Here is a 26004-nt window from a genome sequence, read left to right on the forward strand (position 1 = left end):
CGCCTTGACAAGCAAAAGCCGGGCCAGTTTCTATGGAAGGTCGGAAAAATTCATTTTCCGGCAGCTTCTGATGTGTAGGCTTCCGGGTGCAGAAGGGCGTTTGAAACCGAACCATGGCGTTGGCGGCGAAACTACAGCTACGACAATCCCAGTCGCTGGTGATGACGCCGCAGCTGATGCAGTCGATCAGGCTGTTGCAGCTCACCCATGTCGAGCTCGACCACTTCATCGACGACGAGATCGAGCGCAATCCGCTGCTGGAGCGCGCCGAGCCCCAGGATGACGCCGCAAGCGACCAGGTGCAGAAGGGCGATGCCGCTCCTGAGCCTGCCGCCGATGGCGACTGGTTCGAAAACGAGACGGCGTGGAGCGCCGAAGCGATCTCCGACAAGCTCGACAGCTCGCTGGAAAATCTGTTCCCCGACGATCCCGGCACCAGCGAGCGGCTCGGTCCGGACCTGACGGCGCAGTGGAAGTCGGCCACCGGCAATAGTTCGTCCGGTTCTTCCGAAGGCTTCGACGTCGGCGACATGGCCGCCGCGGCGATCACGCTGCGCCAGCATGTCGGCGAGCAGATCGCGCTTGCCTTTGCCGATCCGGCCGCAAGGCTGATCGCAGCCGAACTGGCCGACGGCCTGGACGAGGCCGGCTATCTGCGCGCCGATCCCGCCGAGATCGCCAAACGGCTCGGCGCCGATCAGGCGGTGGTGGCCAAGGTGCTGGCAGCCTGCCACACATTCGAGCCGGTCGGCCTGTTTGCGCGCGACCTTGCCGAATGCCTGTCGCTGCAACTTGCCATGCGCGATCGTCTCGATCCGGCGATGAAAACGCTGATCGGCAACCTCGAACTCCTGGCGCGGCGCGATTTCCAGACGCTGAAGCGGCTTTGCGGGGTTGACGAGGAGGATCTTCTCGACATGCTGGCCGAAATCCGCGCGCTCGATCCGCGTCCGGGCACGGCATTTTCAGGCGGCGCCAGCGATGCCATCGTCGCCGATGTCGAAGTCCGTGCCGCCAATGACGGTAGCTGGACGGTCGAGCTCAATGCCGAGACGCTGCCGCGCGTGCTGGTCGATCACATCTATTTCGCCCAGGTCTCGCCGCATGCGAAGAATCAGGCGGAGAAGGATTTCCTGGCCGAATGCCTGCAGAATGCCAACTGGCTGACGCGCAGTCTCGACCAGCGGGCAAAGACGATCCTGAAAGTGGCGTCGGAAATCGTGCGCCAGCAGGACGCTTTTCTCGTCCATGGCGTGCGCCAGCTCAGGCCGCTCAACCTGCGCACGGTGGCCGATGCCATCGGCATGCATGAATCGACCGTCAGCCGGGTGACGGCCAACAAATACATGCTGACGCCGCGTGGCGTGTTTGAGCTGCGTTATTTCTTCACGGCTTCGATCGCGGCGTCGGGCGGCGGTGATGCGCATTCCTCGGAAGCGGTGCGCGACCGCATCAAGCAGCTGATCGACGAGGAAAAGCCCGCCGATGTGCTGTCCGATGACGCAATCGTCGACATGTTGAAGGAAAGCGGCGTCGATATTGCCCGGCGCACGGTGGCCAAGTACCGGGAGGGTATGAATATTCCCTCGTCGGTGCAGCGGCGGCGTGAAAAGCGCGCTCTGGCGAGCGCGGGGCGCTAGCTCTGCTTGCCCGACAAGGGCTTTTGCTATGGCTGGATTCCACAACTTTCCGACCTTAAAGCGCATCGCGCTGAAACGGATTCATACGACGCGCTTTAAGTCTTTGTTTTGATGCATGTCGTTGTCCCAGAACCGCAGCGCACTTCTGGGCGACATGCATTAATTGACAAGCTGCAATGAAGTGTCTAGAAGCCCGCCCGCATGAGACGGGCTCGCGGCCCGCATGCGGATGGTCCGTCACGACGAAGGCCACGGGACGGCCAAGAAGGCGGATTGTGATCAACCGGAAAGTTCGGATCTAAAATCGGCGCGAGTTGACGCCGCAAAGCTTGTGCGCACGGATCACGAGTATAAACTCTGGCCAGTTTGAAGCCTGAGCAAGGAAGGTCAGTTTTCAGATGAAATTGCGCATATCGGGTAAACACATGGATATCGGCGATGCGTTGCGTACGCGCATTACCGATCGTGTCGGCGAGGCGATTGGAAAATATTTCGATCGCGGTTTTTCAGGGCACGTCACGGTCATCAAATCGGGGTCGCGTTACTCGGCCGATTGCATGATCAGGCTGGATTCCGGCGCTTCGCTGCAGGCAACCGGCGATTCCCAGGATCCGACACTTGCCTTCGAGGCGGCCGCGGATCGCCTCGAAACCAGGCTGCGGCGCTACAAACGCCGTCTGAAATCGCACAATTCAGGCAGTGGAAATGGCGAAATCACCGACATCGCCTATACGGTGATGGCGCCGCTGACCGACGACGACGAGGACATTCCGGAGGACTACGCCCCGGCCATCGTCGCCGAATCAACCATGACGCTGCAGACCATGTCGGTGGCGTCGGCGGTTATCGAACTCGACACCAAGGACAGCCCGGTTTTCGTCTTCCGCAACGCCGGAAACGACCACCTCAACATCGTCTATCGGCGGCCGGACGGAAATATCGGCTGGATCGACCCGTCGACGACCAAAGTCGCACAGGCGTGACGACAACGACAACGGTCGCACAGGTGACGACAATGGTCGCACAGGGATAATAGCCAGCCGCGCGAGGGGCGAGGACTGGCGACGGCAGGCGAATAAGGGATTTCAAACATGGATCTGAGCGATCTTCTCAACGTTCCGGCGATCTTGCCGGCGTTGAAGGCGAACTCCAAAAAGCAGCTTCTGCAGTTGCTGTCCGAGAGAGCGGCGGCGATTTCCGGCATTCCGGAGCGCGAAGTGTTCGACACCATCCTGCAGCGCGAACGGCTGGGCTCCACCGGCGTCGGCAACGGCATCGCCATTCCGCACGGGAAGCTCGCCGGGGTGAAGCGCATCGCCGGTGTCTTTGCCCGGCTGGAGACGCCGGTCGATTTCGAGGCCCTGGATGACCAGCCGGTAGATCTGGTGTTCTTGCTGCTGGCCCCGGAAGGCGCCGGCGCCGATCACCTCAAGGCACTGTCGCGCATCGCCAGGGTTTTGCGCGACGCCGACACGGTGGCCAAGATCAGAGGCACGCGCGACGCGGTCGCCATCCACGCACTGCTTTCGGACACGCAGGCCTCGCACGCCGCCTGAAGTTCTTCGGATTTAAGTCTTCCAGGGGCCGCCGAAGGCGGCCCTCTCCATTTCAACCGCCAGCAGTCGCCTTAGTGAATGGCGACAGTGGTCAGGTCGTTTTCCATGGCGCCGGCCAAAGCCCGGTCTTTCGCATCCGAAAGCAGGATCGGCTGGCCGTTGGCGGCAAACAGGGCCCACAGGACCATACCAGGCGCTATTTCGCCGAGGTTGGGGAAGCGCCCGAGCAGCTCGTCGCTCGATACCTTGCGGAGATAAGCGACCGAGCCTTCGCCGAGATGGGCGAATTCGCCGCTGGTCATGGTGATGGTTTCGTCAGTTCTGGTCATTTCAAGCCTCCTTGGCGCGAGGACGCCGCTCAAGGCCATCCCGCATGAGAGCCATCGGTAAAGATCAGTCTTTCACCGATATATTTATTTTCCGTACCAGCCGTTCGGTATCCGGCCGATCGAGATCGATCGACAAAAGGCCGTTCTTCAGTTCCGCTGCGATCACCCGCATGCCGTCGGCCAGCACGAAACAGCGCTGGAACTGGCGCGCGGCGATGCCGCGGTGGAGGAATTCGCGCTCGGTGTCGTCGGTTTGACGGCCGCGCACGACCAACTGGTTTTCCTCCGTGGTGACATCGAGATCGCTTTCGGCGAAACCCGCGACAGCCAGCGTAATGCGCAGCCTTTCGGCCTTGCCGTCAGCACCGCTGAGGCGCTCGATGTTGTAGGGAGGATAACTGTCACCGGATTTCGCCAGTCGTTCCAGGGTCTTTTCCATGGCATCGAAACCAAGGAGAAGCGGGCTGGAGAAGGGCGTCATTCGGCTCATGTTACACTGTCCTCTTTGGAGCGACATAAACTGGAAAAACCCGGATGGCATTTTTCCCGATGGTCTTGATATGGTCCGCGCCGCGGCCAAGTTCAAGCCGCCGAACACCCCCGCCAAAAAGACTCCCCCGCATAAGGAAATGAAATGCCCCAGACCCGCAAGATCATCATCGACACGGATCCCGGCCAGGACGATGCCGTCGCCATATTGCTGGCGCTCGGCAGCGCCGAGTTGGAGATCGTCGGCATCTCTGCTGTTGCCGGCAACGTGCCGCTGAAATTGACCGAAAAGAACGCCAGGAAAATCTGCGAACTGGCCGGACGGCCCGATATCAAGGTCTATGCAGGCGCCATCCGCCCGTTGGCGCGCGAGCTGGTCACCGCCGAGGAAGTGCATGGCAAGACCGGCCTCAACGGCCCGCAACTGCCCGATCCGAAGATGAAGCTGCAGGGCCAGTATGCGGTCGACTTCATCGTCGAGACGCTGATGAAGGAAGAGGCCGGCACGATCACGCTGTGCGCGCTCGGCCCGCTCACCAATGTCGCGCTGGCGCTGATCCGTGAGCCGAAGATCGCGCCGCGCATCAAGGAAATCGTACTGATGGGCGGCGGTTTCTTCGAAGGCGGCAATGTCACGCCGACCGCAGAATTCAACATCTATGTCGATCCGCAAGCCGCCGACCTGGTCTTCAAATCCGGCATTCCGATCGTCATGATGCCGCTCGACGTTACCCACAAGGCGCTGACCACGGCCAAGCGCACGCAGGCCATCCGCCAGCTCGGCACCAGGGTCGGCACCGCGACGGCCGAGATGCTGGAGTTCTTCGAGCGCTTCGACGAGGAGAAATACGGCACCGATGGCGGCCCGCTGCACGACCCCTGCGTCATCGCCTATCTGTTGAAGCCGGAGCTGTTCAAGGGCCGCAACTGCAACGTCACCGTGGAAACCACCTCCGAACTCACCATGGGCATGACCGTGATCGACTGGTGGGGCGTGACCAAGCGGCCGAAGAACGCCATGGTGATGCGCGACATCGACCATGACGCGTTTTTCGCGCTGCTGGTTGAGAGGTTGGCGCGGCTTTAGCTCTGTCTTTCCTTTCTCCCATTGTGGGTTCCGAAGGGACGGGGCGAGACAAGTGGCTCGCCCCCGGGCGGCGTCGCCGAAGGCGACGGATGTGGGGTGTTCCAGGGAACGCCCACGTCTCACTCCGCTGGAACACCCCTCATCCGTCTCGGCGCTATCGCGCCGATCCACCTTCTCCCACAGGGGGAGAAGGAAGGCGCCGCCGCCGTTCACTTTGCAAATCGATAGAAGACCATTCCATTCTCGCGCGTGACGCGCTCCATGTTTGCCGTCGCGCCGATCAGATGCGGCCGGTCGTCATCGACAAGAATGGACGAACCGCTTTCGAGCGAAACCAGATAAAGGGTGTGGTCGTGGTCCGATTGGGCGCTTTTGACCGTTGCGTGGATTGGCTCGACTGACCGGATAGGGCTCGCGTCATTCGTCCATTTGTAGAGCGCCGAAGGAACCATCATCGCGAACATGGCGACGATCAGGACCACGCCGGGCGCGTTCCTTTTCAAATCCCTATAAGTCCATGACATTTGAAAGAATCCCCAGCACAAAGTCATGTGGTGGCGTGGAGACTGACTTTCAATCAGCCTTCACGTACGGGCTCATTCTGCCGTTGGAAACGACCGTCCACGGTTGTTACTTCGCCTTCGAAAAAGCTAGCCACAGGCCGCCGCCGACCAGAAAGCTGCCGCTGATCCTGGACATCAGCTTAATGCGGCTTGCCGAGAGCAGGCGGCCGGCGCGGCTGGCGGCGAGAGCATAGGTGGAATCCGAGACGGCGGCGAAGATCATGGCGGTGAGGCCCATGACGACGATCTGCAGGGTGTAATTGCCCTGCGGGGCGATGAATTGCGGGAAGAAGGCGCCGAAGAACACCAGGGTCTTGGGGTTGCTCAGCGCCACGAGCAGGCCCTGCAGGAAGAAGCCGCCGCGCGGCTTTCTCGCGGTGCCGTCGGCATTCAGCGCGCCCTTGGAACGGAACATCTGCACCCCCATCCAGATCAGATAGGCGGCGCCGATCAGGCGTACCCATTCGAACCAGTGGCCCATGCCCGATATCAGCGTGTTGAGGCCGATGCCGACAATGGCGATCATCACGGCGAGCCCAGCCTGCGTGCCGGCGACATTGGCAAGGCCGGCGCGGTAGCCATGGCGGATGCTGTTGGCGATGATCAGCGTGACAGTCGGACCGGGCACCAGGATGATGACGATGCAGGCAAGGACATAGGCGGCGTAGAGTTCCAGCGACATGGGGGATTTCCTCGAGGATGCGCTTAGGCGGCTGGCTGCAATCAATGCATGGCGGCGGGGCTGGTGCAAGCCGGTCGCAGACCGTGCCGCCCCTCGCGTCAGGACGCCCCCACCTGCCAAGGCAAGGTCGCCTCATAGGCCGCTCCGGCCCTGAGCACGGCGAGGTCGCCGCGCGGCCGGCCGATCAGCTGCATGCCCAAGGGGCGGCCTTTGTCGTCGAAGCCGACCGGCACGTTGAGCGCCGGACAGCCGCCGAGCGTGGCGAAGGCCGAAACCTGCATCCAGCGATGGTAGCTGTCCATCGTCCGTCCGGCGACCTCACTTGGCCAATGCGTGCCGACGTCGAAAGGAAAGACCTGCGCCGTCGGCAGCGCGATGAGATCGAAGTGCTCGAACAGCGACAGAAGCGTCCGGTGCCAGGAGGTGCGGATGACCGAGGCCGCGCGGATCTGCGGCGCCGTCAGCCGCATGGCGTTCTCCACCTCCCAGACGGCTTCCGGCTTCAGCAGGGCGCGCTTGAGCGGGTCGTCGTAATGGACTTTCAGCGCCGAGCCGCTGCTCGCCTGCCGCAGCACCACGAAGGCTTGCCACAGTGCCTCGAAATCGAAATCCGGCAGCAAGGGCTCGGTCAGGAAGGATGCCTCCGCGAAGCGGCCGAGTGCGGCCTCGCACAGATCGAGGATGCCAGGCTCTACCGGCAGGTGACCGCCGAGATCACCGAGCCAGCCGACGCGGCCGCCGCTTGCCGGCGTTGCCAGCCCTTCGAGGAACGAGCCGGGTTTCTCCCAAGACAGCGGCGCGTGCGGGTGGTAGCCCGCCTGCACATCGAGCAGCAGCGCCATGTCGCTGATGCTGCGGCCCATCGGCCCGTCTATGCCCATCTGGGCATGAAAGACTTCGAGGTCCGGCCCACCGGGGACAAGGCCCTGCGACGGGCGGAAGCCAAAGACATTGTTCCACGCCGCCGGATTGCGGAGCGAGCCGCCGAAATCGCTGCCGTCGGCGACCGGGACCATGTCGAGCGCAAGGGCGACCGCTGCGCCGCCGCTCGAGCCGCCGGCGGTCAGCGCCGGATCGAACGCGTTCAGCGTCGGTCCGAAAACATTATTGTAGGTGTTGGATCCCAGCCCGAATTCGGGAACGTTGGTCTTGCCGATGATGATGCCGCCGGCCTTGCGGATGCGCTCGACGAAGAAATCATCCTCCTGCGGCACGAAATCGGCGAAGATCGGCGAGCCGAAACTGGTCCTCAAGCCGCGCGTCATGGCGAGGTCTTTTATCGCCATCGGCAGGCCAAACAGCGAGCCGGCCGGCCCGCCTTGCGCTAGATGCGCGTCCGCCGCGTCGGCCTCGCGCAGGATGTCGGAGCGCTCGCGCAACGAGACGATGGCATTGACCAGCGGGTTTACCGCGTCGATGCGGTCAAGGAATGCGGCGACCAACTCGCGCACGGACAGGCGGCGCAGCCGGATCGCCTCGGCCAGGTCGACAGCGGACATCCGGCAGATGTCGCCGGCGGGGGGCGCGGCGTGCTTCGTTGCGGGGCGCAGGGCTGTCATCCGGCGTTGTTGCGCAGGGCGGTGTCCACATCCGCGGCCAGCGGGATGGCCGGCTGGGCGCCGGGCTTCAGGCAGGCGAGCGAGCCGGCGGCTGCGGCGCGGGTGAGAGCCTGCTCCAGCGGCAGGTTGGACGCCAGCCCGGCGGCGAGATAACCGCAAAAAGTATCGCCGGCCCCGACGGTGTCGACCGGCGTGATCTTCAGCGCCGGCACGGTCAGGAAATCCTCCGGGGTCGCCGCCAGCACGCCGTCGCCGCCGAGCGTGACGACGATGGTGCGGCCGGTCTTGCGGGCGAAGTCGCGCATGCGCGCCGGGCGGTCGCGGCCTTTCAGCGACAGCGCCTCGCCGTAAAGGTCGAATTCGGTTTCGTTGGCGACGGCGTAGTCGGCCTTGCCGAGCAACGCTGCCGCCTCGCTACGGAACGGCGCGGTGTTGAGCACGGTGACCGCGGCGGCGGCGCGTGCGGCGTCGAGCGCTGCATCGACAGTCTGCAACGGGATCTCGTGCTGCAGCAGGACGACGTCGCCCTTCGCAAGGAAAGCCTTGGCGAGATCGCCGGGCAGCACCGAATCATTGGCGCCCGGCACCACGGCAATGACATTCTCGCCATCGGCGCCGACGAGGATCAGCGCCGTGCCGGTGGAGGCGAAGCTCTGGCCGACGCCGGAGAGATCGACCTTGCCGGCCACGAGCAAAGCCAGGGCTTCGGTTGCGAAATTGTCCTTGCCGACGGCGCCGACCATGCGCACCTTGGCGCCGGCGCGCGCCGCAGCCAGCGCCTGGTTGGCGCCCTTGCCGCCGGGCGCGGTGGCGAAGCCGGAGCCGCGGACCGTCTCGCCCGGCGAAGGCAGGCGGTCGACATTGGCGATAAGGTCGAGGTTGATCGAGCCGACAACGATGATCAAGAAAGCCTCCTGCGGAATGCGCGGGAAGCTAACCTGTAAGCCGGCGGCTTGCCAGAGCGTGCGGATGTTTTGCGCCGGGAGCTCGCAAAAAGAACAACACCGGCGAAGGGATTTCGCCGGTGTTGTTTGATGCGGGCAGCTTCAGGACGCGGTCTGGCCCGCTTCCCAACCGAGGATGGCGCGTTTGCGGGTCAGGCCCCAGTGGTAGCCGGTGAGTGCGCCGGACTTGCCCAGCGCCCGATGGCAAGGGACGACGAATGACAATGGGTTGGCGCCGACCGCCGCCCCCACCGCCCGGCTGGCGTTTGGCGCGCCGATCTTGGAGGCGATCGAGGAATAAGTGCAGGCCTTGCCCATCGGGATCCTGAGCAGCGCGTCCCAGACGCGCAGCTGGAAGTCGGAGCCGATCATCACCACGCGCAGCGGCTGGTCGGCGCGCCACAATGTCGGATCGAAGATGCGCGCCGCATAGGGCTGGGTGGCGCTCATGTCCTCGACATAGGTGGCGTTCGGCCAGCGGCCCGACATGTCGGCGAACGCCGCCCGCTCGCCGCCCGGATCGTTGAAGGCGAGCCCCGCAAGGCCACGGTCGGTGACCATGATCAGGGCGATGCCGAAGGGCGAGATGTGGTAGCCGTAGCGGATGGTCAGGCCGGCGCCGCGCGTCTTGTAGTCGCCCGGCGACATCGCCTCGTGGGTGACGAACAAATCGTGCAGCCGGCCGGGGCCGGACATGCCGAGTTCGAACGATGTTTCGAGGAGCGGCATGCCGGAATCGAGCAGTTTGCGGGCGTGGTCGAGGGTGACCGCCTGCAGGAAGGCTTTTGGCGACAGGCCGGCCCAGCGGGTGAACAGCTTTTGCAGGCCCGTGGGTGTCTCGCCGACATCGGCTGCCAGGGCTTCCAGCGAGGGCTGGTCGCGATAGTCGAGGCTGATCTTCTCGATGGCGCGGCGCACGACCTCGTAGTCGCTGCCCTCGGGGGTGATGTCGTGCTGCAGGATCGCTGTCGGTTTCATCTGCGTATTCATGGTCATCTGGGCGTTCATGGCAATATCTCCTTGACCGCGAATATCGGTCTTTCCGCCCCTTGCAACCACCCGAAACTTGCCTTGTTGCCGCCTGTTCCCAGATAAATACTGGATTGCGCCCCGGGAGATGCCAATGGCCGGCGAAAGGGTGAATCTGAGCGGAGCAAGGGAGACCTTGCTGATGACGCTTTATGGCAAGGCACTGGAAAGCCGGCTGCCCCATTCGCTGCTCGGGGACCGCTTCGCCGACGAGGCTTGCGCAAGATCGACTATGATTTCTCGCACCTCAAGGTCGACACCAATCTCGGCATCGGATTGGCGATTCGAGCCAAGACCTACGACGTGCGAGTTCAAGACTTCATCGCCAGAAATCCCGGCGCCATCGTGCTGCATCTCGGCTGCGGGCTCGATACGCGCATTTTCCGTGTCGATCCACCCGAAGGCGTGGAGTGGTTCGATGTCGATTTTCCGGATGTCATCGCGCTCCGGCGCAAGCTTTACCCGTCCCGCGACCATTACCACCTCGTCGGCTCTTCGGTAACCGACCCGGACTGGCTGGCAGAAGTGCCGCGCAATCGTCCGGCCGTCGTGGTGATGGAGGGGTTGACGCCTTATCTCCCGGTAGAGGAGGGGCCACGGCTGCTGTCACGCCTTGTCGCGCATCTTGCCGGCGGCGAGCTGATGTTCGACGCCTACAGCCGCTTCGGCCTGAAGATGCTGCGCCTCAATCCGACCATCAGGGCGACGGGCGCCGAGGTTCACTGGGCGATCGACGACCCGCAGGTACTGGAGCGTGCCGTTCCGAAGCTGCGCTTTGTCGATGACATCTCGGCCTACAGCGCCGAACGCACCGCGCACATGGGCTGGTCCGCGAAACTGTTCATCGGACTGTGGAGACACATTCCCGCATTGCGCAAGGTCGGCAGGATTTTACGCTACCGGTTCTAATGCGGCGGCTCTAGCGCGTCCTGGCTTTTGTCAGTGCCCGCGAAAAGGCCACAGCAAAACTCTCGCGGGAGTCTGGGTCCAGGAATGATCCGATCGGCACATTCTGTCCTTGTGCTTCCACCGTCATCCTGGTGATGCCGATCTCGGCATGGCGAGCGACGGAAAAGCGCGCCCAGAACGGGTTGAAGCGATGCGCTTCCGACTTTCCCGAGGGCGCCGTCTTGCGGATGTCGAGGCTGGTGCGCGACACCGACACTTCCTCGCGGGCACGGGCGGCGCGATAGTTGGCGCGGAAGGCGACGTAGACGGCGATGACGTCGAGGCCGAAGAAGCCGAACACCGGCCAGGCGCCGCGCGACAGGAAAAACGCCCCGGTCACCACCCAGCCGAACAGCAGCGCGCCCATCAGCACGGCAAAGCCGGTGCGGCCCAGCGAGCGGTGCGGTGTCAGCAGCGCCTGGAAGAATGGCTCGTCGGCCTGAAACGAGGCGTTTGTGTCGCTCATCCCAGGATATTATAGGAAGGGAATGGCCAGCCCCAAGTCCAAAAATCTTTCCCTATCCAAAAGTGAACTGCCGCCCGGGCGGCGCGACGGCTCGAATGCCAAGCCGCGACCGCGGCCGGCGCGGCTCCGTTCGCTCTACAGCGCCGCCGAGGTGCATGAGATCTTCCGGCGGTTTTCGGTGCAGCGGCCCGAGCCGAAGGGCGAGCTCGAGCACGTCAACGCCTTCACGCTGCTGGTGGCCGTGGTGCTGTCGGCGCAGGCGACCGATGCCGGCGTCAACAAGGCGACGCGGGCGTTGTTCAAGGTCGCCGACACACCTGAAAAGATGCTGGCGCTGGGCGGAGCCAGGGTTGGCGAGTACATCCGCACCATCGGACTCTGGCGCAACAAGGCCAAGAATGTCGTGGCGCTCTCGGAGGCGCTGATACGCGATTACGGCGGCGAGGTGCCCAGCGAGCGCGATGAGTTGGTCAAGCTGCCGGGGGTCGGGCGCAAGACCGCCAATGTCGTGCTCAACATGGCGTTCGGCCAGCACACGATGGCGGTCGACACCCATATTTTCCGCATCGGCAACCGCCTCGGCCTGGCGCCAGGCAAGACGCCCGAACAGGTCGAGCAAGGGCTGCTGCGGATCATCCCGGACGAGTATATGCGCCATGCGCATCACTGGCTGATCCTGCATGGCCGCTATGTCTGCAAGGCGCGCAAGCCCGATTGCCCGGCCTGCGTCATCGCCGATCTCTGCAAGGCCGAGGTGAAGACGACAGACGTGCCGGCGCCGCTCGTGGAAATCGCGGCGCCCGGCGTCCCGACAACTAGCTTTCCTCCACGAACACCTCTTCGCGCTTCTTCTTGACCGACGGCAGGAAGACGACGACGAGCACGGCCAGTGCGACGAGCAGCAGGCCGGCGCTGATCGGCCGCGTCACGAAGGTCGAGGGGTCGCCGCGCGACAGGATCATGGCGCGGCGCAGGTTTTCCTCGAGCAGCGGGCCGAGCACGAAGCCGAGCAGCAGGGGTGCGGGTTCGCAACGCAGCTTGGTCAGGATGTAGCCGAGCAGGCCGAAGAATGCGACCGCGTAGAGATCGAAGGCGTTGGTGTTGACGCTGTAAACGCCGATCGAGCAGAACGCCATGATGATCGGGAAGAGCACATAATAGGGGATCGTCAGCAGCTTCACCCACAGCCCGATCAGCGGCAGGTTCAGCACGATCAGCATCAGATTGCCGATCCACATCGAGGCGATGATGCCCCAGAACAGCGCCGGCTGCTCGATCGCGACATTGGGGCCGGGCACGATGCCCTGGATGATCATGGCGCCGATCATCAGCGCCATGACCGGATTGGCCGGAATGCCCAGCGTCAGCATCGGAATGAAGGAGGTCTGGGCGCCGGCATTGTTGGCCGATTCCGGTCCGGCGACGCCGGCGATGGCGCCCTTGCCGAACTCCTCCGGGTGTTTCGACACGCGCTTTTCGACCGTGTAGGAGGCAAAGGCCGCAAGCACCGCGCCGCCGCCGGGCAGGATGCCGAGCGCCGAACCGATGATCGTGCCGCGCACGATGGGCGCGGCCATCGCCTTGAAGTCGTCGCGGGTCGGCATCAGGCCGGAGACCTTTTTGATCATCACCGAGCGCTCGTGCTCGTTTTCGAGATTGCGCAGGATCTCGGCAACGCCGAAGACGCCGACCGCCACCGCGACGAAGTTCAGCCCGTCGGCATATTCGCGGATGCCGAGCGTGAAGCGCGGCGTGCCGGTGTAGATGTCGGTGCCGACAATGCCGAGCAGCAGGCCGAGCACGACCATCGCCAGCGCCTTGACGATCGAGCCGTGGGCGAGCGCGATGGACGAGACGAGGCCGACGATCATCAGCGAAAAATATTCGGCCGCGCCGAATTGCAGGGCTATTGCCGTCAGCGGCGGGGCAAAGACGGCGACGAGAAAGGTCGACACCGTGCCGGCGAAGAACGAGCCGATCGCGGCGATCGCCAGAGCCGCCCCGGCGCGACCGTTCCTGGCCATCTGGTAGCCGTCGATGGCGGTCACGGCCGAGGAGGATTCGCCGGGCATGTTGATGAGAATGGCGGTGGTCGAACCGCCATACTGGGCGCCGTAGTAGATGCCGGCCAGCATGATGAGGGACGAGACCGGGTCGCCGATCTGGAAGGTGATCGGCAGCAGCATGGCGATGGTTGCGGTGGCGCCGATGCCGGGCAGGACGCCGATCAGCGTGCCGAGCAGAACGCCGATGAGGCAAAAACCCAGATTGGCCGGCGTGGTGGCCGTCGAAAAGCCGAGTTCGAGGTTCCTGAGGAGGTCCATCTCAGCGCCTCACAATGCCAGCCATTGGGGCAACCAGGGGCCGAAGCGCTGGAATGGCAGCCCGAGCGCGTAGCTGAAGACCAGCACCGAAAACAGCGTCAGGCCGGCCGACAGCAGAAGTGCCGTCAGCGGCTTCATGCGGGCGCTGGCAAAAGAGGCGATCAACGCCGTCAGGAAGATCGACGGGACGAAGCCGAGGCCGCGCACGGTCATGCCGAAAAAGATCGGCGCCGGCAGGATGAACAGCATGCCGCGCCACGCAATGGGGCCGATCGGCTCGCCCTCGACGCGCACCGCCTGGACGAGGATGATGGCGCCGAGCACGATCAGCACGATCGCCAGCACCAGCGGGAAATAGCCCGGTCCCATGCGGAAGGCGGTGCCGATTTCGAGGCCGAGCGATTGTATCGCGAAAAAGGCGCCGAAAAAGATGAACAGCGCGGCGCACAGGCCGTTTGCCCTGTCGATGGCGAAAGGTTTCATGGCGGTCCTCCCCTGACCCTTGCAACGGGCTTGCCGTTGCAAATGTGAAAACGGACGTCGAAGCGAAAACGGGGCGCCGGCAGCGCCCCGTTCAAGCCTCAGTCGGCGTATTGGCCGGCGGCTTCGATGATCGGCTTCCAGCGCATGATCTCGCCTTCCAGCTTGGCCTTCAGCGCTGCCGGCGTCGCGTCGGCCTCGGACGACGGCTTGGTGCCGAGTTCGGCGAAGCGGGCGATGACGTTGGGGTCCTTCAGCGCGACCTGGAGCGATTTCGACAGTCGGCCGGTGATCTCGGCCGGCGTGCCCTTCGGCGCATAGAGGCCGTGCCAGATGCCGACCTGCACCGCGGGCAGGCCGGCTTCGATGGTCGTCGGCACGTCCTTCAGCACGTCGAGGCGCTCCGGCGTGGTGACGGCATAGGCCTTGATCGTGCCGCCCTGGATCTGCTTGGTGGTGTTGGTGGTCTGGTCGCACATAATGTCGACCTGGCCGCCGAGAAGGTCGGTCATGGCCGGACCGGTGCCCTTGTAGGGCACGGTGACCAGCGGCGTGCCGATGGCGCTCATGAACAGCATGCCGCACAGATGCGAGGCAGCGCCGATGCCGGCATTGGCGACGGTGATGGTGTCCTTGTTGGTCTTGGCGTATTCGACCAGCCCTTTCAGGTCGGCCGGCTCCAGGTCCTTGCGGGCGACGATGGCCATCGGCACCTCGGTGACGAGGCCGACATACTCGAAGGCGTTCAGCGTGTCGTAGGCGAGTTTTCTGTAGAGGGTCGCGCTGGTCGCCATGCCGATGTGATGGAGGAGCAGCGTGTAGCCATCCGGGTCGGCGTTGGCGACGCGGCCGGCGCCCAGCGTGCCGCCGGCGCCGCCGACATTTTCGACGATGATCTGCTGGCCGAGATCCTTCGACATGGCTTCGGCGACGAGCCGCGTAACCGTGTCGGTCGGACCGCCGGCCGCAAACGGCACGACGACGGTGATGGTGCGCTCGGGATAGGTCTGTGCGCTGGCGGTGAACGAATAAAGCGTGACGGCCGCGGCGGCGGCCAGGGCGGCTACAATTTTCCTCATCGTAATTCTCCTCCCAGGATATCAATCTCCGATCGCTGTGCAGGTCAGGCAGCGAGGGTGCAACAAAGGCAAGCTAACAGATTGTCGCCTGACGCAAACTGCAAAATACAGTCGTGCGCAACCATGGCGATCAGTGGGGAGTATGCCCGGAGGAGATGGGTTTGGTGTTGGCGTTGCTTCAATAATCGTAGCCGCGCGCCATCGCCGCCGCGAAGATCGGGATCAGCAGGAAGATGAAGGCTTCGGCGCGCACATAGGTCTTCACCGAGGCGAGTTCCGCAACCGGCACCTGAAAGCCGGGATTTGCACTGGCTTGCCGGTTCCAGGAGATGAAGCGGATGGTCGGGATGATCGACAGCAGGCCAACGATGCCGAATGCCGCCATCTTGGTCCAAAACACCCAGTTGTAGACGTAGAACTCCCAGCCCTTCAGGCCGTAGACGACGCGGCCGATGCCGACGATGATGATCGACATCGCGAGGATGCCGTAGTGGCGGTCGATGCCGGCAAGCCGCTTCAGCGTGGCGGCGGAGAGGTCGCCGCGGATCAGGACAAATTCGGCGCCAATGATGCCGGCCAGCGAGAACACCAGCAGATGATGGAAAATGGCAAGCACGAGATCGGTGGTGTCCATGGCGTTCTCCTCCCATTGGCGGTATCGAGACCGGCCCTTGCCGGACCGGTTGCGAAAGGTAGCATCGTTCGGCAGAATTCCCAGAGGCGGATCTGGGTTGGACCATCGGCGTCGCCATCCTGACAGCTGGGGTTTTCTGAAATGACCGGACTGAAGCGCGCCCTGTACCCGATGCCGGACGACATCCGCATCGCCCTGACCGAAAAAGGACTGACAGCGGCCTACGAGGCGCGGCCGGACTACCAGAAGAACGATTATCTCGGCTGGGTCGCCCGCGCCAAACGCAGCGACACCAGGCAGAAGCGGCTCGACCAGATGCTGGACGAATTGCGGCGCGGTGGGCTCTACATGAAGATGGTCTGGCACGGCTGAAAGTAAGCCGACGCTGTTCGCTTCGACCGCCTGGTCGCGCCAGGCCGTTCGGAAGCTTCCCTGGCTGAATGATGATCCGGCTTGGCCCTTGTCCGGGCGCGCTGGTTTGCTAAGCGCTGACCGTCAACGGAGGCAGAGTTTCATGGGCAGTCCAAAAACAGCCGGCGTCCCGGTTCTCGAAACGGAACGGACCATCATGCGGGCGCACCGGATCGAAGACTTCGACAACTATGCTGTCATGTGGGCCGACCCCGTCACCACCCGTTTCATCGGCGGCAAGCCGCGGACGCGGGAGGAAAGCTGGATGCGGTTCCTGCGGCATGCCGGCCTGTGGTCGCTGCTTGGCTACGGCTTCTGGGCGGTCGAGGACAAGGCCAGCGGTCGCTTCATCGGCGAAGCCGGATTCCACGACCTGAAGCGCGACATCGAGCCGTCGCTCGAGGGCATTCCGGAAGCCGGCTGGGCGCTGGCGCCGCAAGCGCATGGCAAGGGTCTTGCCAGCGAAGTCGTCAGAAGGGCCCTGGCCTGGGGCGACGAAACCTTTGCCGGCGCGAGAACCGTCTGCATCATCGATCCGGAAAACACCGGCTCGTTGAACGTTGCGGCAAAGTGCGGCTACACCAAGGTCCTGGAAACCACCTATCACGACGGGCTGACGATCCTGCTCGAACGGCGGGTGTGAAGCGCTTCATCGACGCAATTTCCACGTTCTGCCAGGGTTGGCTATTCTAATCTAGCTACGCAATTCCTGTGGGAAAACCTTCACACTTTTCCTGGAATTGCTCTTTGGGGGAGCCGACCATGCGTGCGATCAATGCGATATTTCTGAAGCTTTTCTGGGCGGGGCTGCTGCTCCTGGCGGCCGTGCAACTGGCGGGCGCCGATGCGACGGTGCCGACCGCCGACATCGAGGGCGGTGCCGACAATCATCTGGCCAAGCGCTACGAGGGGTCGTTCATCGTCTCCTACGAAAAATTCGCCTATACCGATTTTACAGTGCCGCTGTCGCCGCTGAAGCCGAGCGCCGATCCGGATGCCCGTGACACGATGAACAACCGTGTGTTCGCGCCGGACAAGAAGGCTGAGGTCGAAGGCGCGCTGACCCGCATCGCCTATGTGCTGCCGGCCGAGCGCTCCCCGCTCGAAGTGCTGCGCAACTACCAGGATGTGATCGCGGCCGCCGGCGGCGAAGTCCTGTTCGAATGCAAGAAGGAAGAGTGCGGCGGCGCCGCCGACCGGTCGTCGAGCGGTGGCGGCGGCGACATGAGCCTGATGATGTATTTCTTCCATGAAAGCGACGTCAAGGACGCGGCCTTTTCCAATGGCGCCTGGGCGGTAACCACCGGTATCAACGACCAGCGCTTCTTCGCTGCCAAGGTGCCGCAGGATGGCGGCGACGCCTATGTCACTGTTCAGGCCTATTCGCTGATCGACGACCTCTACTGCAAGGAACTCAACGGCCGCACCATCGCCGTCGTTCAGGTGCTGGAGCCCAAGGCGCGCGACAAGAAGATGGTGGTGGTCGAAGCGGCCAAGATGGCGGATTCGCTGTCGGCCACCGGCTCCATCTCGCTCTACGGCATCTTCTTCGACACCGACAAGGCCGACATCAAGCCGGAATCGGAACCGACGCTGAAGGAGATCTCGACGCTTCTGACCAACGAGCCCGGTATGGCGGTGATCGTCGTCGGTCATACCGACAACCAGGGCGCCTTCGACTACAATATCGATCTGTCGTCGCGGCGGGCGCAGTCGGTGAAGGCGGCGCTGGTCTCGAAATACGGCATCGATGGCGGCCGGCTGACCGCCGCCGGCGCCGGCATGATGGCGCCCGTCGCCAGCAATGACGGCGAAACCGGCCGCGCCAAGAACCGCCGTGTGGTGCTGGTCAAGGCGAACTGAGGCCGATCACGGTTTCAGCGCCGGCTAGGCGCGCTGCCTGCTCCAGCATCGAGGCATCCTCGCCGAAGGCGCGGGTGGCGCGAGCGGCGGCCTCCAGCAGGTCCGGTGTCATGCGGCGCAGGAACGCCGTGTCGACGCGTGTCGACGGGCCGGCGAGCGTCAAGGCGCCGAGCAGAACGCGGCCCGGTCCGAACACCGGCACCGAGACGCCCGCCGTCTCAGGGTCGCGGTCGCCGATCGACAGATAGTGGCAGGCGTTGCGGATGGTCTCGTATGGTTCGCCCGGCTGGCCTGAAAACGCTGCCAGCACGCGGCCGCCAGAGCCGGTGAGCAACGGCAGCAGGTCGCCTTCCCGGATCGTGTAGCGGATCGGGTGCTTGGATTCGACGCGGTAGAGACAGGTGCGGGCGTCGCCCGAGCGGACATAGAACGCCACGCTTTCCCAGCTGCGTTCGGCAAGATCGCGCATGATCGGCAGCAAGATGTCGACCGCCACGACCGAGCGCTGGTAAAGCGCGCCAAGCCGGAAGGTGGCGGGTCCGATGCGGTAGCGGCCATCGTCGAGCCGCTCCAGCAACTGCCCACGCAGCAATGAGTTCGCTAGCCTCAAAATGGTGCTTTTGTAGAGCCCGGTGCGCGCCGCGATCTCGGCCAGGCTGAGCGAGCGGTCGGCGGTCGCGAACGCGTCGAGAATGGCGATCGCGCGGTCGAGCGCGGCAACACCATCGGCCGGCAACGGCTGGGATCGCGCTTCGGTCATCTCACGAACAGTTTCATTCCAGTTTACCTGCTCGGACAAAGGCCGGCCGAAGCGATTGTGCCGCACATCCATGGTTCTGTCTAGTAGAACAGCGTTCCTGTTGACAGAACGTACCGAAATCGGCATGAATTTTTGCCGAGCGGGTCTGTTTTCAGGCTACGTTTCTGGCAGGCACCGGAGGAGGTGTCGTGATTTGGAGGAATCCCATGCTGAACAGACGCAGATTTTTGATGAGCACCGCGGCCGCAGGCGCTGCCGGATTCGTTGCAACGCATTTGACGCCCGCCCTCGCTCAGGATGCACCGCAGATCCAGATCTTCGTGCCGGCCGCGCCCGGCGGCGGCTGGGACCAGACGGGGCGCACCATCGACCAGGTGCTGCGCAGTGAAAAACTGATCTCCGGCTCGCAGATCACCAATGTCGGCGGCGCCGGCGGCACGGTCGGCCTGCCGCAGTTCATCAGCCAATGGAAGGGCAAGGGCAATTCGCTGATGGTGGCCGGCATGGTCATGGTCGGCGCCATCATCGCCAACAAATCGGCCAACAACCTCTCCGAAGTGACGCCCATCGCTCGCCTCACCGGCGAGTTCGAGGCGCTGGTGGTGCCGGCGGATTCGCCGTTCAAGACGGCCGGCGATTTCGTCGCCGCGCTCAAAGCGGATCCGACCAAGGTTCCGGTGGCCGGCGGCTCGGCCGGTGGCTCCGACCACATCCTGTTCGGGCTGATCGCCAAGACGGTCGGCGTTCCGGCAACCAACCTCTCCTATGTGCCTTTCGCCGGCGGCGGCGAGGCGCTGTCGGCGCTGCTCGGCAACCAGGTGGCGGCCGGCATTTCCGGCTTCGGCGAGTTCTCCGAGCAGGTCAAGGCGGGCGCGCTTCGGCTGTTGGCGATCTCCGCCGACAAGCGCCAGGACGGCATCGACGCACCGACGATGAAGGAAGCCGGCATCGACGTCGAACTGTTCAACTGGCGCGGCGTATTCGCACCGCCAGGCGTCTCCGACGCCGACAAGGCGGCGATGGTCACGATGATCGAGACCATGGCCAAGAGCGATGCCTGGGCAGCCGAATGCAAGAACCGCAACTGGACCCCCATCCTTCTGACCGGCGACGATTATGCGAAATTCCTCGTCGACGACACCGCCCGCATCACCGCGATCCTCAAGGATCTCGGCCTCGCCTGATGTCTTCAGGGGCGGCCACGGCCGCCCCTTCCGACATTAGCCTGCGAGATGGACATATCATGCGCTGGGAGTGAAACTGCGGATGCGGCCGGCGGGAGGATGCCGGCCATCTCGGGAGGACATCGATGAGCACCAGCGACCAGCAGCCGGCGCCCCCGCGCCTTGCCATGCCCGAATTGTTGATCGGCATCGGGCTTCTCGCCTGTGCCGCGGCCGTGGCGTGGCAGACCCTGGCGATCCCGGTTTCGCCGCTCTATTCCAAGGTCGGGCCGACCGTCTTCCCCTACATCACCATGACAGGCATGATCGTGCTTTCGCTGCTGCTCATCGTCGCCGCGCTGCGCGGCGGCTGGCAGCCGCAGGAGGAAAAGGAAACGCCGACCGACTGGAAGGCCATGGGCATCGTCGTTGCCGGCCTGGTCGCCAATCTGGTGCTGATCCAGCCGCTCGGCTTCACCGCCGCCTCGGTCATCATGTTCGTGCTCGTCTGTTATGGCTTCGGCAGCAAGCACACGCTACGCGATGCGCTGACCGGCCTGATCCTGGCGCTTGCCGCCTATTTCGGCTTTGCCAGGGCGCTCGGCGTCAACATTGGCGCCGGCTTCATCGAAAACCAGCTGAACACGGTGATCGACGCGATCATCGCCACTGCGAGGGGCTGACGCCATGGAGACGCTCGGCCATCTCGCCCACGGATTTTCCGTCGCTTTCTCGCCGATGAACCTGCTGTGGTGCCTGGTCGGCACCACGCTCGGCACGGCCATCGGCGTGCTGCCCGGCCTCGGGCCGGCGCTGACCATCGCGCTGCTGCTGCCGATCACCTACCAGGTGGCGCCGGAGGCGTCCTTCATCCTGTTTGCTGGCATCTATTACGGCGCCATGTATGGCGGCTCGACGACCTCGATCCTGCTCAACACGCCGGGCGAAAGCGCCACCATCGTCACCGCGCTGGAAGGCAACAGGATGGCCCGCTCGGGTCGCGGCGGCGCGGCACTGGCGACCTCGGCGATCGGCTCCTTCGTCGCCGGCACCATCGGCACGATGGGCGTCGCCTTCCTGGCCCCGGTGGTGGTGAAGTTCGCGCTCGCCTTCGGGCCGGCCGAATATTTCTCGCTGATGGTGCTTGCCTTCATCACGGTGTCGGCGGTGCTCGGCTCGTCCTCCGTGCGCGGCCTCACCAGCCTGTTCATCGGCTTCGTCATCGGCATGATTGGCGTCGACCTGCAGACGGGACAGCCGCGCTTCACCTTCGGCATGAACGAACTGCTCGATGGCGTCGATGTCATCATTGCCGCGGTCGGCCTGTTTGCCGTCGGCGAGACGCTCTACATGGCCTCGCGCCGCTATGCCGGCAAGGACGAGATCGTGCCGCTCAAGGGCTCGCTCTACATGACCGCGGCCGAATGGGGGCGCTCGTGGAAGCCATGGCTGCGCGGCGCTTTCATCGGCTTCCCGATCGGCGCCATGCCTGCCGGCGGCGCCGAGATCCCGACCTTCCTGTCCTACGCCATCGAAAAGAAGCTGTCGAAGCACAAGGAGGAGTTCGGCACGGTCGGCGCCATCGAGGGCGTTGCCGGACCGGAAGCCGCCAACAATGCGTCTGCCGCCGGCGTGCTGGTGCCGATGCTCACCCTTGGCCTGCCGACCTCGGCGACCGCCGCAATCATGCTGTCGGCCTTCCAGAGCTACGGCATCAATCCGGGACCGCTGCTGTTGACGACGCAGGCCGATCTGGTCTGGGGCCTGATCGCCAGCCTGTTCATCGCCAACGTCATCCTGGTCGTCCTCAACCTGCCGCTGATCGGGCTGTGGGTACGGCTGTTGAAAATCCCGGCGCCGCAGCTCTATGCCGGCATCCTGGTGTTCGCCACCGTCGGCACCTACGGCATCTCGCAATCGCCGATCGACCTCGTCATCCTCTATCTCCTGGGGGCCGCCGGCTTCCTGATGCGGCGCTTCGATTTCCCGACCGCGCCGGTCATCATCGGCATGATCCTGGGGCCGCTCGCCGAAACGCAGTTCCGCCGGGCGATGACGATCTCGAACGGCGACTGGTCGGTGTTCTACACCCACAAGCTGTCGCTGGTGCTGCTGATCCTCGCCTTCATCGGGCTCGCCGGTCCGCATATCTGGGCCTTCATCGAGCATCGGCGCCGGCGCGGGCTGGAGCATGTGCCGGGCGATGCCTGAGCAACCTGGAGCATCATGACCGATCTGCTTGCCGGCATCCGCATCCTCGACCTGACCAATGTGCTGGCGGGCCCTTATTGTGCCTACCAGCTGGCGCTGCTCGGCGCCGATGTCATCAAGGTCGAGACGCCGCAAGGCGGCGATCTGGCGCGCCAGCTCGGCGCCTCGCCGGCGCTCAACAATGCGGGCATGGGCGCGTCGTTCCTGGCGCAGAATGCCGGCAAGCGATCGGTGGTGCTGGATCTCAAGAGCGAAGCCGACCGCGAACGCTTCCTCGATCTCGTCGCCTCCGCCGATGCGCTGGTCGAGAACTTTCGACCGGGCGTGATGGGGCGGCTGGGGCTTGGCTATGAGGCGCTGAAAGCGGTTCGTCCGGGTCTCGTCTATTGCGCCATATCGGGGTTCGGCCAGACCGGGCCGATGCGCGACAATCCGGCCTACGACCAGATCATCCAGGGGCTGTCCGGCATCATGAGCATCACCGGCACGCCGGAGACCGCACCCTTGCGGGTCGGCTATCCCGTCGCCGACACGCTGGGCGGGCTGGTCGGGGCCTTCGCCATCGCCGCGGCGCTGGTCAAGCAGAAGACCTCGGGCGAGGGCGCGTTTCTCGATGTCTCGATGCTCGAATGCACGCTGTCGGCGCTGGGCTGGCCGGTGTCCAACTATCTGACCGCCGGCGTCGAGCCGCAGCCGATGGGCAATGAGAACATGACGGCTGCGCCCTCCGGCGCGTTTCGCACCGGCGACGGCCTGCTCAACATCGCCGCCAACAAGCAGGAGCAGTTCGTCACGCTTTGCCGGCTGATCGGCCAGCCGGAACTGGCCGACGATCCGCGCTTTGCCGAGCGCGAGACGCGCAAGCAGAACCGCGCTGTGCTGAAGGTGCTGATCGAGACGGCCTTGGCGAGCGCCTCGGCCGCAGCCTGGGAGGAAAAATTCAACCGCGCCGGCGTGCCGGCGGGCCGGGTGCTGACGATCCCCCAAGTGCTTGGCGAGCGCCAGGTGGTCGAGCGCGACATGACCACGCGTTTCCAGGGTCTGCCCGGCATGGCGCAGCCGCTGACCGTGGTGCGCGGCGGCTTCATGGTCGATGGCGCGGCACCCTTGCCGGTCCTGCCGCCGCCTGTGCTGGGCGAGCATATGGACGAGGTTTTTTCCACCCTGCCGCCGCGCGCCAGGAGAAGCGCGTGAGCGAGAGAAAAACCGGCCGCGAACGCGGCGAGGAATGGTGGCAGACCGGCATCATCGAGATGAGCCCCGGCATTATCCGGCTGCGCGGCTATGAAATCCAGGAGCTGATCGGCCGCGTCAGCTTTCCGGCCACGATCTGGCTGATGCTGCGCGGCGAATTGCCGAGCGAGGAGCAGGCGGCGCTGCTCGGCATTGCGCTGGGGGCGGCCGTCGACCACGGGCCGCAGGCGCCGTCGATCGCCATTGCCCGCATGGCCATCACCTGCGGCGTCGGCATCAACAGCGCCATGGCGTCCGCCGTCAACGTGCTGGGTGACGTGCATGGCGGCGCCGGCGAACAGGCGCTGTCCTTCTATGGCGACATTGCCGTGGCACTTGACCAGGGTGTTGCGCTGGACCAAGCCGTAGCCGCACGGCTCGACCGTTTCTTCGCCGAGGAGAAAGGCTATGTGCCGGGATTTGGCCATCGCTTCCACCCGGTCGATCCGCGCGCGCCGCGCCTGATCGCAGTGACGCGCGAGTTTGCCGCGCGCGGCGTCGTCAGCGGACGCTTTGCCGACATCGCCGAGGCCGTCGAATCAGAGGCGGCACGGCGCAAGGGGAAGAAAATACCGCTCAACATCGACGGCGCCACCGCCGTCATCTATGGCGAGCTCGGCTTTCCGCCGCCGTTGACGCGCGGCCTGTTCGTGCTCTCGCGCTCGGTCGGCATCCTGGCGCATGCATGGGAACAGTCGCAGCAAAGCGAGCGCAACAAAGGGCCGCTGCCGCGCGAATGGCTGTGGGCCTATACGGGCACGCCGCTGCGGCCATTTCCCGCTGAGGGGGATGAGGGTCCCGCTGAAGGGGACGAGGGCAAGTGAGGTTGGTCAGGCCGGGTCCGGCACTGCCGGCTGAGGCGGCGCCAGGTTGGCCATCAGCGTCGAGAGATCCGGCTCATCGATGAGCAACGCCGCGTCCTGCGGCTTGAGCCATGCCCGCTGGCGGCTCTTGGCCTCCTGCCAGTTGGCCAGTTCCTCGGACACCTCCAACAGATAGACGACGACGTCGACGCGCACAAAATTGTGCTCCAGCCGTTTCCAGTAGGAATAGCTGCCGGCAGGCGCCTTGCGGGTCTTGCCGAGCACGCCGGCTTCTTCGCGCGCCTCGATGGTGGCGGCCTTGCGCCCGCTCTTTCCTTTCATCGGCCAGCCCTTGGGCACGATAAAGCGCTTCGTCGCTCGCGACGTCACCAGCATCACTTCGAAATTGCCTGAAACGTCCAGACGAAAGGGAATGGCGGCGACCTGGCGAATGCGTTCGCCTCGCCTTGCCTTGCGTACCGCCTTTTTCTTCGTCGTCGCCATGTGCTGAAAATCCGGTCGGCGGGCGCACCGCCGCACGCCGCCTGCAAACCCTGATATGCCCGCGAGGCAATGAGCATTTTTAGTAAATAAGTCGACTAAGTAAATCGCAAGCGACCGATATCAACGGCAAACACGCACAATCTGGTTGTTGACGATCTGAATCGGACAAGCTTGCCGGACGACGGGCACTTCGGGGCGCGGCTGCGGCACGATCCGACGGTCCTGCTCGCGATATTGCTGCTGCTGTTGCTGGAACTGCTGCCGCTGCAGGCTGTTGCGCAATTGCTGCAGCTGGTTCTGCTGGATCAGCCGGTTGGCGCTGGGATTGACGGACTGAGCCGCAGCAGATTGCATGATGCCGGCGAGCGTTGCCGCCGCCAGCATTGCCGACATGAGAACTGTCGATAGGCGAAGCGTCGACATCAGTTCATTCCCGTACAGATATAACCTCCTCTCTATATAGGGCGTTCGTCTCGATCTGCCATGGGCCGGTCTGCCATGGGCCGATCTGCCACGGGTTGGCGAAATCCCTGAGGAAGCGGCCCGGCCGCACTTGACAGAAAAGATCGATTGACCGCTCTATCGGGCGCGGATCTCGGCCTCAATCGCGGCTGACTCGAGGCACAATCGGGAGCATATTGATGAAAAGCAGGCAAGTATATTTCGCGGCGCTACTGGGCAGCATCTGTATTCTTGGCCCGGTGGCAGTCGCGGCGCAAACCAAGACCGACAAGGCGGCGCCTGCCGCCGCAGCGCCCGCCCCTGCTGCCGGCCCGACATTGCCTGGCGGCGCCTCGGCGCTGTCCGAGACACATGGCGACTGGACGGTCAATTGCCAGGTAACCGGCACGGCCAAGGTTTGCAGCCTGTCGCATCAGCAGTTCAACAAGCAGTCCAACCAGCGCCTGCTGGCCATCGAGCTGTCGAGCAAGAGCGGCGAGGATGCCGCCGGAACGCTGGCGCTGCCGTTCGGCCTGGCGCTCGCCAAAGGCGTCAGCCTGACCATCGACGACCAGAAGCTGGAAGGCAGCCTGCCGTTCAACACCTGCCAGGCCGTCGGCTGCCTGGTGCCGGTGGCGTTCGATGCCAGCGTCACGCCGCTGCTCAAGGCAGCCACCACGCTGAAGATCGACGCCTTCGCGGCCGACACCGGTCAAGCGGTGAGTTTCACCATCCCGCTCAACGGCTTCGGCGGCGCACTGGCACGGACCGCGGAACTCTCGGCGGACTGAGCAGCGAGCGCGCGG

30 protein-coding genes are annotated in these 26004 nt (G+C 64.3%); 15 read left to right on the top strand and 15 right to left on the bottom strand.

Going from position 1 to position 26004, the window contains the following annotated elements:
• The first annotated feature begins 113 nt into the window (after window positions 1-113).
• The 3 genes from rpoN (at window position 114) to ptsN (ending at window position 3196) form a co-directional block, all read left to right on the top strand.
• Window positions 114-1640, top strand: coding sequence for an RNA polymerase factor sigma-54 (gene rpoN, locus NKI35_RS01470; RefSeq protein ID WP_023735117.1), 1527 nt, complete (start codon window positions 114-116; stop codon window positions 1638-1640).
• Window positions 1641-2038: 398 nt separating this feature from the next.
• Window positions 2039-2623: a ribosome hibernation-promoting factor, HPF/YfiA family gene (gene hpf / locus NKI35_RS01475; protein WP_023747046.1), complete on the top strand. Its 585-nt coding sequence runs from the start codon at window positions 2039-2041 to the stop codon at window positions 2621-2623.
• Window positions 2624-2731: 108 nt separating this feature from the next.
• Entirely contained in the window at window positions 2732-3196 is a 465-nt protein-coding gene (gene ptsN / locus NKI35_RS01480; protein WP_023669743.1) for a PTS IIA-like nitrogen regulatory protein PtsN, read from the top strand.
• 71 nt (window positions 3197-3267) lie between these two features.
• Here ptsN and NKI35_RS01485 read toward each other — a convergent pair whose 3' ends face one another.
• Both NKI35_RS01485 and NKI35_RS01490 read right to left on the bottom strand, forming a co-directional pair.
• On the bottom strand, window positions 3268-3525 hold the full coding sequence (locus NKI35_RS01485; protein ID WP_023683072.1) for a BQ00720 family protein: 258 nt from the start codon (window positions 3523-3525) through the stop codon (window positions 3268-3270).
• Window positions 3526-3589: 64 nt separating this feature from the next.
• Window positions 3590-4015, bottom strand: coding sequence for an Hsp20 family protein (locus NKI35_RS01490; RefSeq protein WP_023669741.1), 426 nt, complete (start codon window positions 4013-4015; stop codon window positions 3590-3592).
• Between the two features lie 144 nt (window positions 4016-4159).
• Here NKI35_RS01490 and NKI35_RS01495 point away from each other — a divergent pair, with 144 nt between their 5' ends.
• On the top strand, window positions 4160-5101 hold the full coding sequence (locus tag NKI35_RS01495; RefSeq protein ID WP_023698210.1) for a nucleoside hydrolase: 942 nt from the start codon (window positions 4160-4162) through the stop codon (window positions 5099-5101).
• A gap of 209 nt (window positions 5102-5310) precedes the next feature.
• Here the strand turns inward: NKI35_RS01495 and NKI35_RS01500 are convergent, their stop codons facing one another.
• The 5 genes from NKI35_RS01500 to NKI35_RS01520 all read right to left on the bottom strand — a co-directional run bounded on the left by NKI35_RS01500 (window position 5311) and on the right by NKI35_RS01520 (window position 9857).
• Window positions 5311-5583, bottom strand: coding sequence for a hypothetical protein (locus tag NKI35_RS01500; protein WP_245261353.1), 273 nt, complete (start codon window positions 5581-5583; stop codon window positions 5311-5313).
• Window positions 5584-5731: 148 nt separating this feature from the next.
• A complete protein-coding gene (locus NKI35_RS01505) occupies window positions 5732-6346 on the bottom strand; it encodes a LysE family translocator (RefSeq protein ID WP_023669737.1) in 615 nt (204 codons plus the stop codon).
• Window positions 6347-6444: 98 nt separating this feature from the next.
• Window positions 6445-7905, bottom strand: coding sequence for an amidase (locus NKI35_RS01510; RefSeq protein ID WP_352738179.1), 1461 nt, complete (start codon window positions 7903-7905; stop codon window positions 6445-6447).
• Window positions 7902-8810 carry a ribokinase gene (locus NKI35_RS01515; RefSeq protein ID WP_023740841.1) on the bottom strand — a complete coding sequence of 303 codons (909 nt, stop codon included), beginning with the start codon at window positions 8808-8810 and terminating at the stop codon, window positions 7902-7904. Before NKI35_RS01515 ends, NKI35_RS01510 begins: the two co-directional genes overlap by 4 nt.
• A 141-nt stretch (window positions 8811-8951) precedes the next feature.
• On the bottom strand, window positions 8952-9857 hold the full coding sequence (locus tag NKI35_RS01520; protein ID WP_352738181.1) for a methylated-DNA--[protein]-cysteine S-methyltransferase: 906 nt from the start codon (window positions 9855-9857) through the stop codon (window positions 8952-8954).
• A 237-nt stretch (window positions 9858-10094) separates the two neighbouring features.
• Here NKI35_RS01520 and NKI35_RS01525 point away from each other — a divergent pair, with 237 nt between their 5' ends.
• Window positions 10095-10787: a class I SAM-dependent methyltransferase gene (locus tag NKI35_RS01525; protein ID WP_352738183.1), complete on the top strand. Its 693-nt coding sequence runs from the start codon at window positions 10095-10097 to the stop codon at window positions 10785-10787.
• 10 nt (window positions 10788-10797) lie between these two features.
• Here the strand turns inward: NKI35_RS01525 and NKI35_RS01530 are convergent, their stop codons facing one another.
• Window positions 10798-11292, bottom strand: coding sequence for a DUF2244 domain-containing protein (locus NKI35_RS01530; protein ID WP_023700093.1), 495 nt, complete (start codon window positions 11290-11292; stop codon window positions 10798-10800).
• Between the two features lie 22 nt (window positions 11293-11314).
• Here NKI35_RS01530 and nth point away from each other — a divergent pair, with 22 nt between their 5' ends.
• Window positions 11315-12148, top strand: a complete 834-nt coding sequence (nth, locus tag NKI35_RS01535) for an endonuclease III (RefSeq protein WP_023683078.1) — start codon at window positions 11315-11317, stop codon at window positions 12146-12148.
• On the opposite strand, the gene NKI35_RS01540 is transcribed toward nth, so the two are convergent.
• From NKI35_RS01540 to NKI35_RS01555, 4 genes are all read right to left on the bottom strand, one after another.
• Window positions 12108-13616 (bottom strand): tripartite tricarboxylate transporter permease, encoded by a 1509-nt coding sequence (locus NKI35_RS01540; protein ID WP_023683079.1) that lies wholly within the window; start codon window positions 13614-13616, stop codon window positions 12108-12110. The genes nth and NKI35_RS01540 overlap by 41 nt on opposite strands.
• Before the next feature lie 9 nt (window positions 13617-13625).
• Complete coding sequence (locus NKI35_RS01545) at window positions 13626-14099, bottom strand: tripartite tricarboxylate transporter TctB family protein (RefSeq protein ID WP_023683080.1); 474 nt, start codon at window positions 14097-14099, stop codon at window positions 13626-13628.
• 98 nt (window positions 14100-14197) lie between these two features.
• A complete protein-coding gene (locus NKI35_RS01550) occupies window positions 14198-15175 on the bottom strand; it encodes a tripartite tricarboxylate transporter substrate-binding protein (RefSeq protein WP_023683081.1) in 978 nt (325 codons plus the stop codon).
• Window positions 15176-15353: 178 nt separating this feature from the next.
• Window positions 15354-15809, bottom strand: coding sequence for a DUF2214 family protein (locus NKI35_RS01555; RefSeq protein ID WP_023669727.1), 456 nt, complete (start codon window positions 15807-15809; stop codon window positions 15354-15356).
• Window positions 15810-15950: 141 nt separating this feature from the next.
• Between NKI35_RS01555 and NKI35_RS01560 the strand changes: the two genes are divergently transcribed.
• From NKI35_RS01560 to NKI35_RS01570, 3 genes are all read left to right on the top strand, one after another.
• Window positions 15951-16181, top strand: a complete 231-nt coding sequence (locus NKI35_RS01560; RefSeq protein ID WP_023669726.1) for a YdeI/OmpD-associated family protein — start codon at window positions 15951-15953, stop codon at window positions 16179-16181.
• A gap of 142 nt (window positions 16182-16323) precedes the next feature.
• Complete coding sequence (locus NKI35_RS01565) at window positions 16324-16863, top strand: GNAT family N-acetyltransferase (protein WP_023669725.1); 540 nt, start codon at window positions 16324-16326, stop codon at window positions 16861-16863.
• 119 nt (window positions 16864-16982) lie between these two features.
• Window positions 16983-18083 carry an OmpA family protein gene (locus NKI35_RS01570; RefSeq protein ID WP_023747050.1) on the top strand — a complete coding sequence of 367 codons (1101 nt, stop codon included), beginning with the start codon at window positions 16983-16985 and terminating at the stop codon, window positions 18081-18083.
• On the opposite strand, the gene NKI35_RS01575 is transcribed toward NKI35_RS01570, so the two are convergent.
• Window positions 18070-18843 (bottom strand): IclR family transcriptional regulator, encoded by a 774-nt coding sequence (locus NKI35_RS01575; RefSeq protein WP_023686553.1) that lies wholly within the window; start codon window positions 18841-18843, stop codon window positions 18070-18072. The two genes, NKI35_RS01570 and NKI35_RS01575, sit on opposite strands and share 14 nt — an antisense overlap.
• A gap of 206 nt (window positions 18844-19049) precedes the next feature.
• Between NKI35_RS01575 and NKI35_RS01580 the strand changes: the two genes are divergently transcribed.
• The 5 genes from NKI35_RS01580 to NKI35_RS01600 all read left to right on the top strand — a co-directional run bounded on the left by NKI35_RS01580 (window position 19050) and on the right by NKI35_RS01600 (window position 24274).
• Entirely contained in the window at window positions 19050-20027 is a 978-nt protein-coding gene (locus tag NKI35_RS01580) for a Bug family tripartite tricarboxylate transporter substrate binding protein (RefSeq protein ID WP_023686552.1), read from the top strand.
• A 125-nt stretch (window positions 20028-20152) separates the two neighbouring features.
• Window positions 20153-20689: a tripartite tricarboxylate transporter TctB family protein gene (locus NKI35_RS01585; RefSeq protein ID WP_023683087.1), complete on the top strand. Its 537-nt coding sequence runs from the start codon at window positions 20153-20155 to the stop codon at window positions 20687-20689.
• A gap of 4 nt (window positions 20690-20693) precedes the next feature.
• Window positions 20694-22217, top strand: a complete 1524-nt coding sequence (locus NKI35_RS01590) for a tripartite tricarboxylate transporter permease (protein WP_023747051.1) — start codon at window positions 20694-20696, stop codon at window positions 22215-22217.
• A 15-nt stretch (window positions 22218-22232) separates the two neighbouring features.
• Entirely contained in the window at window positions 22233-23411 is a 1179-nt protein-coding gene (locus tag NKI35_RS01595; protein ID WP_031205140.1) for a CaiB/BaiF CoA transferase family protein, read from the top strand.
• Window positions 23408-24274, top strand: a complete 867-nt coding sequence (locus NKI35_RS01600) for a citryl-CoA lyase (RefSeq protein ID WP_031205139.1) — start codon at window positions 23408-23410, stop codon at window positions 24272-24274. The genes NKI35_RS01595 and NKI35_RS01600 overlap by 4 nt, the downstream gene beginning before the upstream one ends.
• Window positions 24275-24280: 6 nt before the next feature.
• On the opposite strand, the gene NKI35_RS01605 is transcribed toward NKI35_RS01600, so the two are convergent.
• Window positions 24281-24757 carry an NUDIX hydrolase gene (locus NKI35_RS01605; RefSeq protein WP_023669717.1) on the bottom strand — a complete coding sequence of 159 codons (477 nt, stop codon included), beginning with the start codon at window positions 24755-24757 and terminating at the stop codon, window positions 24281-24283.
• Between the two features lie 120 nt (window positions 24758-24877).
• The gene (locus NKI35_RS01610) at window positions 24878-25180 is read right to left on the bottom strand and encodes a hypothetical protein (RefSeq protein WP_023683090.1); all 303 of its coding nucleotides are present in this window, start codon (window positions 25178-25180) and stop codon (window positions 24878-24880) included.
• A 218-nt stretch (window positions 25181-25398) separates the two neighbouring features.
• Here NKI35_RS01610 and NKI35_RS01615 point away from each other — a divergent pair, with 218 nt between their 5' ends.
• Entirely contained in the window at window positions 25399-25989 is a 591-nt protein-coding gene (locus tag NKI35_RS01615) for an invasion associated locus B family protein (protein ID WP_023669715.1), read from the top strand.
• Window positions 25990-26004: the final 15 nt, after the last annotated feature.

It is taken from the genome of Mesorhizobium sp. M0676 (assembly GCF_040320535.1).
Classification (GTDB): Bacteria; Pseudomonadota; Alphaproteobacteria; order Rhizobiales; family Rhizobiaceae; genus Mesorhizobium.

What these genes read in the sequence shown, in the direction of transcription:
- NKI35_RS01550 (WP_023683081.1), bottom strand. Translation starts at nt 15,175, where the DNA reads ATGAGGAAAATTGTAGCCGCCCTGGCCGCCGCCGCGGCCGTCACGCTT.
- NKI35_RS01555 (WP_023669727.1), bottom strand. Translation starts at nt 15,809, where the DNA reads ATGGACACCACCGATCTCGTGCTTGCCATTTTCCATCATCTGCTGGTG.
- rpoN (WP_023735117.1), top strand. Translation starts at nt 114, where the DNA reads ATGGCGTTGGCGGCGAAACTACAGCTACGACAATCCCAGTCGCTGGTG.
- NKI35_RS01530 (WP_023700093.1), bottom strand. Translation starts at nt 11,292, where the DNA reads ATGAGCGACACAAACGCCTCGTTTCAGGCCGACGAGCCATTCTTCCAG.
- NKI35_RS01485 (WP_023683072.1), bottom strand. Translation starts at nt 3,525, where the DNA reads ATGACCAGAACTGACGAAACCATCACCATGACCAGCGGCGAATTCGCC.
- NKI35_RS01540 (WP_023683079.1), bottom strand. Translation starts at nt 13,616, where the DNA reads ATGGACCTCCTCAGGAACCTCGAACTCGGCTTTTCGACGGCCACCACG.
- nth (WP_023683078.1), top strand. Translation starts at nt 11,315, where the DNA reads ATGGCCAGCCCCAAGTCCAAAAATCTTTCCCTATCCAAAAGTGAACTG.
- NKI35_RS01495 (WP_023698210.1), top strand. Translation starts at nt 4,160, where the DNA reads ATGCCCCAGACCCGCAAGATCATCATCGACACGGATCCCGGCCAGGAC.
- NKI35_RS01595 (WP_031205140.1), top strand. Translation starts at nt 22,233, where the DNA reads ATGACCGATCTGCTTGCCGGCATCCGCATCCTCGACCTGACCAATGTG.
- NKI35_RS01585 (WP_023683087.1), top strand. Translation starts at nt 20,153, where the DNA reads ATGAGCACCAGCGACCAGCAGCCGGCGCCCCCGCGCCTTGCCATGCCC.
- NKI35_RS01610 (WP_023683090.1), bottom strand. Translation starts at nt 25,180, where the DNA reads ATGTCGACGCTTCGCCTATCGACAGTTCTCATGTCGGCAATGCTGGCG.
- hpf (WP_023747046.1), top strand. Translation starts at nt 2,039, where the DNA reads ATGAAATTGCGCATATCGGGTAAACACATGGATATCGGCGATGCGTTG.
- NKI35_RS01505 (WP_023669737.1), bottom strand. Translation starts at nt 6,346, where the DNA reads ATGTCGCTGGAACTCTACGCCGCCTATGTCCTTGCCTGCATCGTCATC.
- NKI35_RS01615 (WP_023669715.1), top strand. Translation starts at nt 25,399, where the DNA reads ATGAAAAGCAGGCAAGTATATTTCGCGGCGCTACTGGGCAGCATCTGT.
- NKI35_RS01565 (WP_023669725.1), top strand. Translation starts at nt 16,324, where the DNA reads ATGGGCAGTCCAAAAACAGCCGGCGTCCCGGTTCTCGAAACGGAACGG.
- ptsN (WP_023669743.1), top strand. Translation starts at nt 2,732, where the DNA reads ATGGATCTGAGCGATCTTCTCAACGTTCCGGCGATCTTGCCGGCGTTG.
- NKI35_RS01490 (WP_023669741.1), bottom strand. Translation starts at nt 4,015, where the DNA reads ATGAGCCGAATGACGCCCTTCTCCAGCCCGCTTCTCCTTGGTTTCGAT.
- NKI35_RS01575 (WP_023686553.1), bottom strand. Translation starts at nt 18,843, where the DNA reads ATGACCGAAGCGCGATCCCAGCCGTTGCCGGCCGATGGTGTTGCCGCG.
- NKI35_RS01605 (WP_023669717.1), bottom strand. Translation starts at nt 24,757, where the DNA reads ATGGCGACGACGAAGAAAAAGGCGGTACGCAAGGCAAGGCGAGGCGAA.
- NKI35_RS01590 (WP_023747051.1), top strand. Translation starts at nt 20,694, where the DNA reads ATGGAGACGCTCGGCCATCTCGCCCACGGATTTTCCGTCGCTTTCTCG.
- NKI35_RS01560 (WP_023669726.1), top strand. Translation starts at nt 15,951, where the DNA reads ATGACCGGACTGAAGCGCGCCCTGTACCCGATGCCGGACGACATCCGC.
- NKI35_RS01520 (WP_352738181.1), bottom strand. Translation starts at nt 9,857, where the DNA reads ATGAACGCCCAGATGACCATGAATACGCAGATGAAACCGACAGCGATC.
- NKI35_RS01510 (WP_352738179.1), bottom strand. Translation starts at nt 7,905, where the DNA reads ATGACAGCCCTGCGCCCCGCAACGAAGCACGCCGCGCCCCCCGCCGGC.
- NKI35_RS01570 (WP_023747050.1), top strand. Translation starts at nt 16,983, where the DNA reads ATGCGTGCGATCAATGCGATATTTCTGAAGCTTTTCTGGGCGGGGCTG.
- NKI35_RS01545 (WP_023683080.1), bottom strand. Translation starts at nt 14,099, where the DNA reads ATGAAACCTTTCGCCATCGACAGGGCAAACGGCCTGTGCGCCGCGCTG.
- NKI35_RS01580 (WP_023686552.1), top strand. Translation starts at nt 19,050, where the DNA reads ATGCTGAACAGACGCAGATTTTTGATGAGCACCGCGGCCGCAGGCGCT.